The sequence below is a fragment of the Devosia sp. genome, from assembly GCF_036406155.1.
Taxonomy (GTDB): Bacteria; Pseudomonadota; Alphaproteobacteria; order Rhizobiales; family Devosiaceae; genus Devosia_A.
In genome coordinates, this window is the sequence record NZ_DASWVV010000211.1 from 1 (window position 1) to 11,677 (window position 11,677).

Consider the following 11,677-nt stretch of genomic DNA (forward strand, 5'->3'; position numbering starts at 1 on the left):
GGCCAGGCCCGCTAGGGCGGCGACGACCGCCGCGAGGACCCAGGCGAGGCGCTGCGTCGCGGCGCCGGCCAGCAGGGCGGCATGGATCGGTGCCAGCAGCGCCACGGCGAGGCCGAAATCGGCCATCGCCGGGTCGGCGACGGCCAACAGCGCGCCGGCCAGCAACAGGCCCCAGGCCTGGCTGGCGGCCGCAGCCTCGTGCCGGTCACGCTGGTGCAGGGCCAGGCTGATGACGCCGGCGGCGAGCCCGCTCATGCACAGGGCGAAGCCAAGGGAGCTGCCCTGCAGGAGGGCATGGAGCGCGAGCGGCGTCCCGAGGGCGCCGGCGGCCAGCAGGATGCGGGCGCTGACGCCGATGCTGGCGCGCCGCTGCGTCTCCGGGCGGCTCGTATCGCGAACCGGCTGGGACGCCCGCCGCGCGGCAAGCACTGGGGAGAGGCTACGCATTACAGAACTCGCTTCCCGGCGCGTATTGTGGTTGCAGCGAACCTTCCATCGAAGACCTAAGACGGGCTTAAGGAAAGGGGCGCCCTGCCCCCGCCGGCCCCGCTTTGCCCGTGCCTTTCCGTCGCTTTCTGGGGTTAGCGTAAACAACTCGTTGAGTACGTTGCCTGGGCGGAAACGGCTGCGGCGCGGAGGCTCGCGACCCGCCGCCGCGCGACCTCCGGCATTTGAATAAAACTTTACGCATCGCCCGAAAGCGCCCTTAAGGCGGCGGGGGCGACCCTCTCGGCGACGCAAGACGATCGGCCCCATCGGCCCCAGCGGCGAGGACGACACCATGTTCATTCTGCGCTCGGCCTTCTGGCTGACCCTCGCCTTCCTGGTGATGGCGCCGAAATCCGTGGACCTCGGGGCGGCGGCGGGCGACCTGTCCGGCCGGGCGGTGGCGGCGGGCCAGCAGCTTGTCGTCGACCATCTGCTTGCGGACGCTTGCGCCAGCGCCGAATGCCTCGGCGCCAAGGCGCTCGTTGCCGTCACGCGCGATTCGTCCCGGCCTGTCGGCCCCACCATGCAGGATTCGCCGACCGGTCCGGTGCCGCACCCGCGGCCGCGGCCGGATTGGCTGGGATGACGCCAGGGACGGCAGCCGCATCGCCCCCTGGCCGGGCCGCAAGCATGCACCCCCGGGCTTGCGGCCCGATTCTGTCCTTCTATCCGCAGGCCCGATGCACTATCTAGGACGCATGAGCGAGCCACAGGCCTTCCGGGACATCGCCGACAACCTCTCCTTCCTCGACGATTGGGAGGACCGCTACCGCTATCTCATCGAGATCGGCCAGGAGTTGCCGCCGCTGACCGAAGCCGAGCGCAACGCCGAGAACAAGGTGCATGGCTGCGTGTCGCAGGTCTGGCTGGTCTCCGAGCGCGACGGCGACGTGCTGCGCTATCGCGGCGAGTCCGACGCCATGATCGTCAAGGGCCTCGTCGCCGTCCTGATCGCGCTCTATTCGGGCCGGCCCGCCGCCGAGATCGCGGCCACCGACGCCATCGCCATCTTCGACGGCATGGGACTGCGCGAGCACCTCACCACGCAGCGCTCCAACGGGCTGGTGGCCATGGTCCGGCGCATCCGCGAAGAGGCCAGGGCCGCCCTCGCGGCCTGAGCAACTCCCTCACTCGAAGCGCAGTGGCCGGGCCCCCTCGTCCAGCCAGGCGTGGCGCCGCGACGACGCGCCCCCGACCGCCAGCGGCGCGAGGCCGTAGTGCTGCGCCAGCTGCTCGAGGCCGATGCGCAGCACCAGCTTGGCGCTGCGCCGCGGCCAGCCGCGTTCCGCCTCCACCAGCTGCAGGCCCTTGAGCAGCCCGCACACGTCGAGCACGACGCCGGCGCAATCGGCCGGCAACACCCGGTGGATTTCGGCCAGCGCGGCGCGGGCGTCGGCGGCGAGTTCGCCGATCTCGGCGGGCCCGCGCCTCCCGCCCCGCGCCGCCCGGTGCGCGCCGCTGTAATTCATGGTGAGCCGCGGCATGAGCCGGGCCTGTTCCGCCAGCCGGCGCACCCGTTCGCCCGCCTCCACCTGGTGGCGCTGCAGAAAGGGGGCCGTTTCCCCGTGCGCGGCGATGGCAAGCCGGCCCAGGGGGCTCTCGGCAAGGTTGATCAGCGTGCCGTCGGCGGTGCGCATGTCGGTGCGGTGCCGCGCCGCCGCGTCGCCTGCCGCGAGCAGTTGCCGCTTGAGCCAGGACAGCGCCTCCGCCGTCGCCCGGCAGCCGCCCGCCCCCAGGCTGAGGACGCCCTGGGCGACGAGGTCGCGCACCGCGCTGTCGGCGAGGGTGACGGTGCCGCCGGCACCCGTCGCCTCGTAGCCGCCGGCCGGCCGGGGTCTGGCTTCGCCGGCGGTGATCACGGCGCGCACGAAGCGGACGGCGCGGCGGCTAGCCGGCGGCATGGTGCACATTCCTGCCCGCGAGCGGCGCGATCTCGGCCTCGAGCGCGGCCACCTCGTCGTCGAATTGCACGTCGTCGCGCCGGTCCTCGATCCGGGCGCAGGCATGGGCGACGGTGGTGCGGTCACGCCCCAGGGCGGCGCCGACCTCGGAATAGGAGCGGCTGAGGACGACGTGCATGAGGTACATCGCCAGCATCCGCGCCTCGGCGACGCCCGCCTCGCAGCGCGAGCGATGCAGGAGCCGGGCCAGCGGCACGCCCCGCCGTTGCGCGACGATGCGCACCACCGCCGCCGTGGCGCCGTCGTCCCCCGCAAGCGGGCGGCCGAAGCAGCAAACCCTCCCCTCGCCGACGCTTTCGGCGGCTGCCCGCCGCTCCCTCGCCACCGACTCGCTTCGCATGTTCCCGCCTCATCTCCAGATAGGACATTATTCCCAACTCTGGCATGAGGGAAGGCACGCGGGGACAACTCGGGGGGGACCACCTGCACCGCTACCTTGCCGGGTTCGATTTCCGCTACAACCGCCGCGCCGCGCTCAAGATCAACGATGCCGAGCGCCACGGCATGCTGCTCGCAGCCATCGGTGGAAAGCGCCTCACCTATCGGCGGATTGGTGAAGCCCATCACGCCTAAGCAAAAGGCGCGAAAGCTCTCGCGACTGCGAAAGAGACAGAAGAAGCCCGCAAAATAGGCCGTCCCGTTCCAGCAGCAGCCCGACAGACGATTCGCATGTCGGGGTGCACACTTGTATCGTTCCGTTCATCGCATGGAGAGTCGCAACGGGGGTTTCGGCCATGGGTGCCATCGATGATTTTATGAAGATGCTGGACCGCATTCCCATCTGGAAGCGGTTGGGCGAAGTTCCGAGCGAGGTCTACGATCTCAAGCGGCGTGTTGCTGATCTAGAGGAGAAGCTGGGCGGCAAGTGGCCCGCTGAAGTGTGCCGCTACTGTGGTGAACGGGCGGTGCGCCTGATGGACCATCGCGGACCGGATGCACACGGCATAATCACCGAGTTGTGGACTTGCGGGGCTTGTCAGCAGACGGACCGTAGACCCGTGAAGCCGCGCTAGTTTCATCCTTCGGCTTATGCGGCTTCGGCGGCGTGCTGAGCAGCCGCTTTAGCGTCTCGTTGAATTTGGCTTCGTCGTCGTTCTCAGGATCAGTCATGGCACCCCAAGATGCTTTCCGTAGCCTGCCGCCAGAGATTCGTGCGATGGCTCTTGCAGGCCACTACCTCCAATCCTTTGCACTGATGGAGGCTCAACTCAACGACACGATCGCTTCCGCACTTAAACTCGACACTCCGCAAAAGCTCATCGTCTGCAAGAACATTCAATTCCGCGACAAGCAAAAGATCATTCGGACGCTTGTGAGTTCGTCGTTCATGCCTCCCGCTGAGAAGGCCGAGTACGACAAACTCCTAATTCGTATGGGCGAGCTATCTAACGACAGGAATATGGTCGCCCATGACCTTTTCCTAGCACCAGAGAAAGAAGGCGACATCGAGTTCCTGGTGACCAAAGCGACCGGTAAACTGCAGTTCCCAGAAACCGTTTGGACGGTGGACGAGGTTGAACAGAAGTGCGACGAACTTGCGGGAGTTCAGGGGAAACTGAAGGCCCTTTCAGGCCGCCTTTCTTATGCCGATGTGATTAGGGCGCTAGTTGAACAGGAGGATCGAAAGGCGCGGGGCATAGCGCTTGAGCAGATGCCCATTTCAGCACTCTTTGGGCTAGTCCCTCCAGATCAGGGAAGCCACCTGCCTCCATCAGATCCAGAGTCCCACCCTCAAGAGACCACAAACGCCACAACTCTCGAAACTCCTCAAGAGCCTCTGGAGTAAGCATCTCCTCTAACGCCGGCCTGTCCGCCGAATCACTACCCTGCTTCGTCATGCTTTGTCACGTATATAATTAGGACATTATTCCTACCTCTGGCATGAGGGAAGGCATGCGGGGATAACTCGGCGGGTTCGGGGTACCCACCATAACCAAACGGCCACCCTGGGGTGGCCGTTGGTCGGCAGTTCGCGCCGGAGTTCGGCGGCTACTTGCTCGTCTTGCGGCCGAGGCCGTTATCCTTGGCCAGCCGCGAACGGGTGGCGGAATAGTTGGGCGCGACCATCGGATAGTCGGCCGGCAGGCCCCACTTCTCGCGGTACTCTTCCGGCGAGAGGTTGTAGTGGGTGCGCAGGTGCCGCTTGAGGGACTTGAACTTCTTGCCGTCCTCGAGGCAGACGATGTAGTCGGGCGACACCGACCGGCGCACCGGTACGGCGGGCTTCAGTTCCTCGACCGGTTCCTGCAGGCCGGGGGACTGCAGGCCGCGCAGCGCGGCGTGCACGTCGCTGATCAGCTTGGGCAGATCAGTCACGCTCAGCGCGTTATGGCTGACATAGGCGCAAACGATATCCGCGCTGAGATCAATGAGATCGTTGTCAGCCGCTAGTACGTTGGCTGTCATGTCGTTCATCAACGGGTCCTTTTCTTCGTTCTTGAGGGCTGGGTGGGGGTGGTCCGCCTGACCGCAGGTTTATGGTCAATTTCTACTGTTTGCAACCATACTAACGCACTATAGCGGCCGGCAACTAAATGATCAGTAATACTTCGCTCACTCCGACATTTCTTTTTCGAGGTCGTTCACGTTATTGGCAATGATCGGCTTGTAACCGGCGCGATACGCCGCTTTGGCAAGTAGATGTGCCGAGACGGGTGTGGTCAACAGCAGGAACAACACCCCGAGCACTGCGCGTATGATTACCGATCCGTCACCGGATTCGATCGCCATTGCCAGCAGCACCAGCCCGGCGCCGACGACGCCGGCCTTGGAGGCCGCGTGCATGCGCGTATAGAGGTCCGGCAAGCGCAGGACACCGACCGCCGCAAGTAGACTGAATACTGCACCAGCCGCCATGAAAGCAGCAGCGACATATTGTTGCAGGGCCAGCATCACCGCGGGGCCTCCCCCGAATTAGCGCCGGATTTCTCGGCTTGCCGAAGAAGATAGCGGGCAAGGGCCACGGTCGACAGAAACCCGAGCAGCCCGATCGAGATGGCGATGTCGAGATACAGCGAAAACCCGGTCCGGATGGCGATGGCGGCAATAAAGCCGATCGCGAGGACGGTAAGCAGGTCCAGCGCCAAAATCCGGTCGGCCAGCGTCGGCCCGCGGATGAGCCGGGCGACGGTGAGCAGCAGCGCCACCAGCAGGATGCCGAGCGACAGCGTCGTCGCGTGCTGCAGCACTTCACCGCCGCTCATCGCAGCGTCCCCATGACCCTGGCCTCGAAGCCACTGGCGATGTCCTCGATCAGCGCCTGCCGGTCGGCGACGTCGATGGCGTGCACGAACAGCGTCCGCCGGTCCTCCGAGACGGCCACGCTCAGCGTCCCGGGGGTCAGGGTGATGAGGTTGGCGAGCAGGGTGATCTGCGCGTCGCTGGTGACGGTCAGCGGGAAGGCGACGATGCCAGGCCGCAGGTGCGCGTCCAGGTCGCGGCGCACCACCAGGCGGGCCACCTTCAGCGCGCTGGCGAACAGCTCGTAGACGAACAGCAGGGCGAGCGAGCCGGCGCGCCGCAGCCACGGCAGCAGTCCCGGCCCGACTACCCTGTCGCGCACCAGGAACAGGGCCGCACCGGCGATGGCGGCGCCGAAGGCCAGGTTGAGCAGTGACAGGTTGCCGGTGGCAAAGGCCCAGCCGAAGGCGAGCGCGATGGTCATCAGGGCGAGGCTCATGACATCCCTCCCAGGCGGGTCGCATCGATATAGTTCTGCGGCGCGAGCAGGTCGCGGGCGGCGGCGCGGCCGGCTTCGAGCAGCGGGTTGGGCAACAGCGCCACCGCCACCACCACGCCGGCGAGCACCGCGGTGGGCACGAGGCCCAGCCAGGTCTCGCGCCGGGTGAGCGGGCGCAGCGCCGGGTTCGGAACCTCCGACTGCGCGCCCTCCGGCCCCTCGCGCCAGAAGATATGGGCCCACAGCCTGGTGCCGGCGATGGTGGTGAGGAAGGCGTTGAGCAGCACGGCGGCCGCCAGCCCCACGCCCCACCAGTCGAGCGGCGCGCCCGGCGCCCCGGCAAGGCCGGAGGCATCGAGGCTGCCCTCCAGCAGCAGCAGCTTGGGCCAGAAGCCGAGGCTGGGCGGGATGCCGGAAATGCTCAGCACCAGCACGAGGAAGATCAGCGACAGCGGGCTGCTGGCCGCGTACAGGCCGCCCATGCGGCGCGTGTCGGTCTGCCCGCTGGCCTTCTCGATCAGCCCCGCCACGAGATACAGCGCCGTCACCGTCAGCATGGCGTGCAGCACGTAGACGGCCGACCCGGCGAGGCTGGCGGGTCCGGGCACGGCGATGCCGACCAGCGTCGCGCCGACGCCCCCGATCAGCATGAAGCCGATGGCCCGGCGCAGGTTGGTCTCGGCGATCGCGCCGAGCGGCGCCAGCACGAGGGTGAGGATCGCGGCCAGCGCGATTGCCGGCGCCAGCACCTCGCGGCTCGCCGGCAGCAGCATCACCAGGCTGCGCAGCAGCGCGTAGACGCCGACCTTGGTGAGCAGCCCGCCGAGCAGCGCCGAAACGGCGGCCGGCGGCGCGTGATAGGAGGCGGGCAGCCAGGTGTTGACCGGAAAGGCGGCGGCCTTGGTGCCGAAGGCGAGCAGCAGCAGCGCCGCGATCCCGGCCATCACCGCCGGGTCGGCCTGCCCCGCGCGCAGCGTGATGTCGGCCATGTTGAGCGTCCCCAGGGCGCCGTAGAGCAGGCCGAGCGACAGCAGGAACAGGCTGGTGGCGAGGAAGTTCATGATGCCGTACTTGACCGTGGCATCGAGCTGGATCTCGCGCCCGCCCAGCACCATCAGCCCGAACGAGGCGATCAGCATGACCTCGAACCAGACATACAGGTTGAACAGGTCGCCGGTCAGGAACGAGCCGCCCACCCCGGCGAGCAGCAGCAGGACCAGCGGGTAGACGCCGTCGCGCCGGGCGCGCTCGGGCACGTCCATCTGCAGATAGACGAGCAGCAGCAGGGTCAGCGCCGCCGCGGTGGCCGCGAAGGTGGCGCTCAGGCTGTCGGCGGTGAAGCTGATGCCGAACGGCGGCAGCCAGTTGCCCATGGTCATCGACAGCGGTCCGGCGGCAAGGGTGCGGCCCAGCAGCAGCAGGTCGCAGATGAGCACGCCGGCGGTCACGGCGACGGCGAACGACCACTGCAGGTCGCGCGCCGAGCGCAGCATCAGCAGGATGGCGCCGCCGACGAGCGGCAGGACGACCGGCAGGATCAGCACCCAGTCGGCGGCGGCGGTGGCGGTGGCGAACATGACCGCGTCCATGTCAGTAGCTCAGCGGCGGGCGGGGGCCGCCCTTGGGCTCGGCCAGCCGCATGGTGTCGGTGCGGTCGGCGTCGAGCGCCTGGTAGGCGCGATAGGCGAGCACCAGCAGGAAGGAGAACATGGCGAAGCCGATGACGATGGCGGTGAGGATCAGCGCCTGCGGCAGCGGGTTGGCGGAGCCGGGGAGCGGCACCCCGGCCGCCTGGGCGGCGATCGGCGGCACCCCCCGCGACAGCCGGCCGGACACGAGGATGACGAGGTTGATGCCGTTGCCGAGCAGGGCCAGGCCCAGCAGCATGCTGATGAGCGAGCGCGACAGCAGCAGGTAGATGGCGGCGGTGAGGAACAGCCCGGCAAGGGCGGCGACGGCGTAATCCACTACTCGCCCTCCTCGAGGCCCAGCACCACGGCCGCGATGGTACCCAGCACGACGAGATAGACGCCGATGTCGAACGTCATCGGCGTCGAGATCGCCACGTCGGTGCCCCACAGGTGGAAGAAGCCCCACAACCCGGTGAGGAACGGCACCTCGTAGGCGAGCGACAGCAGGCCCGACAGCCCGGCGACGACGACGCCGAGGCCGGCGATGGCCAGCGGGTCGACCTTGAGCGCGACGCGCACCGCGGCGGGGCCTGCCGCCATGCCGTAGATGGCAATGGCGGAGGCCGCGATCAGCCCGCCGATGAAGCCGCCGCCCGGCTCGTTGTGACCGCGCAGCATGACGAAGACGGAGAACACCAGCATGACCACGACGAGCAGCGGGGCGATGGTGCGGAAGATGAGCGAGTTCATGCGGCGGCCCCTGTCGCGGCGCGCCGCCGCCGGCGCGCGGGTGGCTTCGGGGGTGGCGCCGGCACGTCGCGCCGGGCGCCGCGGATAAGCGCCAGGATGGCGATGCCGGCGGTCATCACCACCGAAATCTCGCCCAGCGTATCGAGGCCGCGGAAGTCGACGAGGATGACGTTGACGACGTTGTGGCCGTGCGCCACCGGCGCGCTGTTGGCATTGAAGAATTCGGCCAGAAGCGGGTCGAGCTCGCCTTGCAGCACCGCGAACAGCAGCGCCGTGATGCCCAGCCCGCACAGCACGGCGAGGCCGCCGTCGCGCAGCAGGTCCTCGAAGACCCTGAGGTCCTGCTTGTCGAGGCGCAGCCGCGTCATCACCAAAGTGAGAATGACCACCGAGAGGATCTCGACCATGAACTGGGTGAAGCTCAGGTCGGGGGCGCCGAACAGCAGGTAGAGCAGCGCCACGGCGAAGCCCTGGATGCCGAGCGCCAGGATGGCGAACAGCCGGGTGCGCGCCGCCACCACCGTGGCGACGCCGATCACGGCGATGAGCACCGTGCCCCATTCGTAGAAGGTGAGGTCCATGGCCTCCGGCCAGACCGGCAGGCCGCCGAGGCTCCACAGCGGCACGATCGTCGCCAGCGCCAGCATCAGGAACAGCACGACGAGGTACAGTTCCAGCCGGCCGTGGTGCCACAGATGCGTCACCGCGGCGCTCAGCCGGATCAGCCCGAACATCGCGGCGTCGAAGCCCTTGTCGAAGCTCCACCCGATCGCCCCGGCCCAGCGCCGCAGCACCGCGCGGATGGCCTCGAGCCGCCAGGTGACCAGCCCGCCCACGGCCCAGGTCAGCACCGACAGCCAGAACAGCAGGCCGAACGGATCGAGGCCGAGGACGAGGTGCCCGTGCGCCGCCCCGGCAATGGCGAGGGTGGCCGGCGACACGATCCATTCGCCCAGCCAGCCGGTCGCAACGCCCGCCATGAGGCCCAGCACCCCGAGCGTCACCGGCCCGGCAAGCATCGCCACGGGGGGCTCGTGCGGCGCCTTGGGCAGGGGCGGCAGGGGACCGAGGAAGGGCTTGAGCGCGACGGTCAGCGCCACCGCCGCCAGCAGGCCGTTGCCGGCGACCAGCACCGCCAGCAGCAGCAGCTGCAGCCCGGCGTCGCCGAGCAGGGCCAGGTACATCTCCTCCTTGGCGAGATAGCCCACCAGCGGCGGCAGCCCCACCATCGAGGCGGCGGCGAGCACGGCGGCGACGAAGGTGACGGCGAGCGGCCGGCGCAGGCCGCCCAGGTCGGGGAGTTCGCGGGTGCCGGTCTCGTGGTCGATGATGCCGGCGACGAGGAACAGGCCAGCCTTGTAGAGCGCGTGGGCGACGAAATACAGCACCGCCGCCATGATCGCGGCCTCCGTCCCGATGCCGATCAGCAGCACCAGCAGGCCGAGCGAGGCCACCGTCGTCTGCGCCAGCATCTGCTTGAGGTCGGTCTGCCGCAGCGCGGCCACCGCGCCCCACAGCAGCGTCAGCCCGCCGCCCCCGATCAGCGCCGCGCTCCATTCCGGCGTCCCGCCCAGCGCCGGGCTCAGGCGGGCCAGCAGGTAGACGCCGCCCTGCACCATCGTGGCCGAGTGCAGGAACGCCGATACCGGCGTCGGCGCCTCCATGGCGTTGGGCAGCCAGACGTGGAAGGGGAACTGCGCCGATTTGGTGAAGGCGGCGACCAGCACCAGCACCAGGATCGCGCCATAGGCCGGATGCGCGCGCAGGTCGATGGCCCCGAGGCTGCTCAGTTCCCAGGCGCCGGTCAGTTGCTGCATCAGCACGCCGGCGGCGAGCAGCGTCAGCCCGCCCAGCGTGGTGATCACCAGCGCCTGGATGGCGGCGCGCCGCGCCGCCTGCCGGCTGTGGTCGAAGCCGATGAGAAGGAACGAGGCGACGGTGGTCAGTTCCCAGAAGGCATAGAGGGCGACGGTGCTGTCGGCGAGCACCAGCCCTTGCATGGCGCCCATGAACAGCAGCAGGAACGAGAAATAGCGGCCCAGGTGGCGGTGGCCGGCGAGATAGGCGCCCGAATAGGCGAGGACGAAGGCGCCGATGCCGGCAATGGTCAGGGCAAAGGTGAGGCTCAGGCCGTCGACGAGAAAGCTCAGCGCCAGGCCGTGCGCCGGCCCCCAGCCGAGCGCTGCCGCGACCCGCCCGCCGCCGGCCACTTCAGGAAGCAGGGTGCACAAGAACGCGAAGCTCGCCGCCGGGACGGCCGCCAGCAGCCAGCCGGCGCCGGCGCCGACGGCGCGCACCAGCCAGGGGGCCGCCGCCGCGGCCAGCAGGGGCACGAGGGCGATGGCGGCCACGGCGATGTCGAGCGACGCGTCCACCCGGAACCGTCCTCCCCCAAAGGACTCAATTGCGGTACCTTACCCAGCGGCGGACGGCTCACAAGTGCACCGGTGGCGATTACCCGTCGCCGTAGGCGAAATGCCACAGCTAAAACGCAAGTGAGTCCTACACTCGATAGTAGATGTCCGAGAATGGAGGGGCCGATGGCCGAACAGTTCAAAGTGCAGAAGTCCGAGGCCGAATGGCGCAAACTGCTAACCCCCGAGCAATACCGCGTGACGCGCGAGCACGGCACCGAGCGCGCCTGGACACACCTGTACAATACGGAAAAGCGCGACGGCATATACCATTGCGTCGCCTGCGGGGCGGCGCTGTTCGACGCCGGCACCAAGTACGAATCGGGCTCGGGCTGGCCCAGCTTCTTCGCCCCGATCGCGCCCGGCGTCGTCGGCGAAAGCGCCGACAACTCGCTGTTTTCGACGCGCACGGAGGTGCACTGCGCCAATTGCGGCGCGCATCTGGGGCACGTTTTCCCCGATGGCCCCGAACCCACCGGCCTGCGCTACTGCATGAACGGCACGGCGCTCGATTTCACGCCCAGGGCGTAGTCCCGCGCGCTTGACGCAGATCAAGGGCGGCACCGGCGCGGCTGCAACAGTAGCGCACCCGGACCGTGGGCGCGTGTGCGCCGCCGGTCAGGCAAGGGAGGCAGTCCGATGCAGCGACGCCATTTCCTGCTGGGATCCATGGGCGGCGCGGCGCTGGCCGCCGCCGGCAGCGCCGGGGCCGCCCGCAGCGCCGATCCGGGGCCGCTGGTGCAGACGGCGCAA

General features: G+C 68.6%; 16 protein-coding genes and 1 pseudogene. 6 read left to right on the top strand and 11 right to left on the bottom strand.

Going from position 1 to position 11,677, the window contains the following annotated elements; genetic code table 11:
• Positions 1–447: hypothetical protein (locus VGD93_RS14920; RefSeq protein ID WP_395012959.1), on the bottom strand; the 447-nt coding region annotated here is incomplete at its 3' end.
• Positions 448–781: 334 nt separating this feature from the next.
• Between VGD93_RS14920 and VGD93_RS14925 the strand changes: the two genes are divergently transcribed.
• A complete protein-coding gene (locus VGD93_RS14925) occupies positions 782–1,075 on the top strand; it encodes a hypothetical protein (protein ID WP_395012960.1) in 294 nt (97 codons plus the stop codon).
• A gap of 112 nt (positions 1,076–1,187) precedes the next feature.
• The gene (locus VGD93_RS14930; RefSeq protein WP_395012961.1) at positions 1,188–1,607 is read left to right on the top strand and encodes a SufE family protein; all 420 of its coding nucleotides are present in this window, start codon (positions 1,188–1,190) and stop codon (positions 1,605–1,607) included.
• Positions 1,608–1,616: 9 nt separating this feature from the next.
• On the opposite strand, the gene VGD93_RS14935 is transcribed toward VGD93_RS14930, so the two are convergent.
• A complete protein-coding gene (locus VGD93_RS14935; protein ID WP_395012962.1) occupies positions 1,617–2,390 on the bottom strand; it encodes a DUF6456 domain-containing protein in 774 nt (257 codons plus the stop codon).
• Positions 2,377–2,790, bottom strand: coding sequence for a helix-turn-helix domain-containing protein (locus tag VGD93_RS14940; protein ID WP_395012963.1), 414 nt, complete (start codon positions 2,788–2,790; stop codon positions 2,377–2,379). Before VGD93_RS14940 ends, VGD93_RS14935 begins: the two co-directional genes overlap by 14 nt.
• Before the next feature lie 71 nt (positions 2,791–2,861).
• On the opposite strand from VGD93_RS14940, the pseudogene VGD93_RS14945 reads away from it, so the two are divergent.
• The 3 genes and pseudogenes from VGD93_RS14945 to VGD93_RS14955 all read left to right on the top strand — a co-directional run.
• Positions 2,862–3,023: pseudogene (locus VGD93_RS14945) on the top strand (IS1595 family transposase); the annotation flags it as partial.
• 161 nt (positions 3,024–3,184) lie between these two features.
• Positions 3,185–3,463, top strand: a complete 279-nt coding sequence (locus tag VGD93_RS14950; protein ID WP_395012964.1) for a hypothetical protein — start codon at positions 3,185–3,187, stop codon at positions 3,461–3,463.
• 95 nt (positions 3,464–3,558) lie between these two features.
• The gene (locus VGD93_RS14955) at positions 3,559–4,236 is read left to right on the top strand and encodes a hypothetical protein (protein WP_395012965.1); all 678 of its coding nucleotides are present in this window, start codon (positions 3,559–3,561) and stop codon (positions 4,234–4,236) included.
• Between the two features lie 203 nt (positions 4,237–4,439).
• On the opposite strand, the gene VGD93_RS14960 is transcribed toward VGD93_RS14955, so the two are convergent.
• The 8 genes from VGD93_RS14960 to mbhE form a co-directional block, all read right to left on the bottom strand.
• A complete protein-coding gene (locus VGD93_RS14960; protein ID WP_395012966.1) occupies positions 4,440–4,865 on the bottom strand; it encodes a MucR family transcriptional regulator in 426 nt (141 codons plus the stop codon).
• 138 nt (positions 4,866–5,003) lie between these two features.
• Positions 5,004–5,339: a monovalent cation/H(+) antiporter subunit G gene (mnhG, locus tag VGD93_RS14965; protein WP_395012974.1), complete on the bottom strand. Its 336-nt coding sequence runs from the start codon at positions 5,337–5,339 to the stop codon at positions 5,004–5,006.
• A gap of 2 nt (positions 5,340–5,341) precedes the next feature.
• Positions 5,342–5,653: a cation:proton antiporter gene (locus VGD93_RS14970; RefSeq protein WP_395012967.1), complete on the bottom strand. Its 312-nt coding sequence runs from the start codon at positions 5,651–5,653 to the stop codon at positions 5,342–5,344.
• Positions 5,650–6,129, bottom strand: a complete 480-nt coding sequence (locus tag VGD93_RS14975; RefSeq protein WP_395012968.1) for a Na+/H+ antiporter subunit E — start codon at positions 6,127–6,129, stop codon at positions 5,650–5,652. The genes VGD93_RS14970 and VGD93_RS14975 overlap by 4 nt, the downstream gene beginning before the upstream one ends.
• Entirely contained in the window at positions 6,126–7,718 is a 1,593-nt protein-coding gene (locus VGD93_RS14980; RefSeq protein ID WP_395012969.1) for a proton-conducting transporter membrane subunit, read from the bottom strand. Before VGD93_RS14980 ends, VGD93_RS14975 begins: the two co-directional genes overlap by 4 nt.
• A gap of 1 nt (position 7,719) precedes the next feature.
• A complete protein-coding gene (locus VGD93_RS14985) occupies positions 7,720–8,097 on the bottom strand; it encodes a Na+/H+ antiporter subunit C (protein WP_395012970.1) in 378 nt (125 codons plus the stop codon).
• A complete protein-coding gene (locus VGD93_RS14990; protein ID WP_395012971.1) occupies positions 8,097–8,510 on the bottom strand; it encodes an MnhB domain-containing protein in 414 nt (137 codons plus the stop codon). Before VGD93_RS14990 ends, VGD93_RS14985 begins: the two co-directional genes overlap by 1 nt.
• Positions 8,507–10,885: a hydrogen gas-evolving membrane-bound hydrogenase subunit E gene (mbhE, locus tag VGD93_RS14995; RefSeq protein ID WP_395012972.1), complete on the bottom strand. Its 2,379-nt coding sequence runs from the start codon at positions 10,883–10,885 to the stop codon at positions 8,507–8,509. The genes VGD93_RS14990 and mbhE overlap by 4 nt, the downstream gene beginning before the upstream one ends.
• 165 nt (positions 10,886–11,050) lie before the next feature.
• On the opposite strand from mbhE, the gene msrB reads away from it, so the two are divergent.
• Positions 11,051–11,455, top strand: coding sequence for a peptide-methionine (R)-S-oxide reductase MsrB (msrB, locus tag VGD93_RS15000; RefSeq protein WP_395012973.1), 405 nt, complete (start codon positions 11,051–11,053; stop codon positions 11,453–11,455).
• Positions 11,456–11,677 lie beyond the last annotated feature (222 nt).

Excerpts from the sequence above, each read along its gene's own strand:
- VGD93_RS14975 (WP_395012968.1), bottom strand. The coding sequence starts at position 6,129 with ATGAGCCTCGCCCTGATGACCATCGCGCTCGCCTTCGGCTGGGCCTTT.
- VGD93_RS14980 (WP_395012969.1), bottom strand. The coding sequence starts at position 7,718 with ATGGACGCGGTCATGTTCGCCACCGCCACCGCCGCCGCCGACTGGGTG.
- VGD93_RS14960 (WP_395012966.1), bottom strand. The coding sequence starts at position 4,865 with ATGAACGACATGACAGCCAACGTACTAGCGGCTGACAACGATCTCATT.
- VGD93_RS14955 (WP_395012965.1), top strand. The coding sequence starts at position 3,559 with ATGGCACCCCAAGATGCTTTCCGTAGCCTGCCGCCAGAGATTCGTGCG.
- VGD93_RS14930 (WP_395012961.1), top strand. The coding sequence starts at position 1,188 with ATGAGCGAGCCACAGGCCTTCCGGGACATCGCCGACAACCTCTCCTTC.
- msrB (WP_395012973.1), top strand. The coding sequence starts at position 11,051 with ATGGCCGAACAGTTCAAAGTGCAGAAGTCCGAGGCCGAATGGCGCAAA.
- VGD93_RS14925 (WP_395012960.1), top strand. The coding sequence starts at position 782 with ATGTTCATTCTGCGCTCGGCCTTCTGGCTGACCCTCGCCTTCCTGGTG.
- VGD93_RS14940 (WP_395012963.1), bottom strand. The coding sequence starts at position 2,790 with ATGCGAAGCGAGTCGGTGGCGAGGGAGCGGCGGGCAGCCGCCGAAAGC.
- VGD93_RS14950 (WP_395012964.1), top strand. The coding sequence starts at position 3,185 with ATGGGTGCCATCGATGATTTTATGAAGATGCTGGACCGCATTCCCATC.
- VGD93_RS14935 (WP_395012962.1), bottom strand. The coding sequence starts at position 2,390 with ATGCCGCCGGCTAGCCGCCGCGCCGTCCGCTTCGTGCGCGCCGTGATC.
- VGD93_RS14990 (WP_395012971.1), bottom strand. The coding sequence starts at position 8,510 with ATGAACTCGCTCATCTTCCGCACCATCGCCCCGCTGCTCGTCGTGGTC.
- VGD93_RS14970 (WP_395012967.1), bottom strand. The coding sequence starts at position 5,653 with ATGAGCGGCGGTGAAGTGCTGCAGCACGCGACGACGCTGTCGCTCGGC.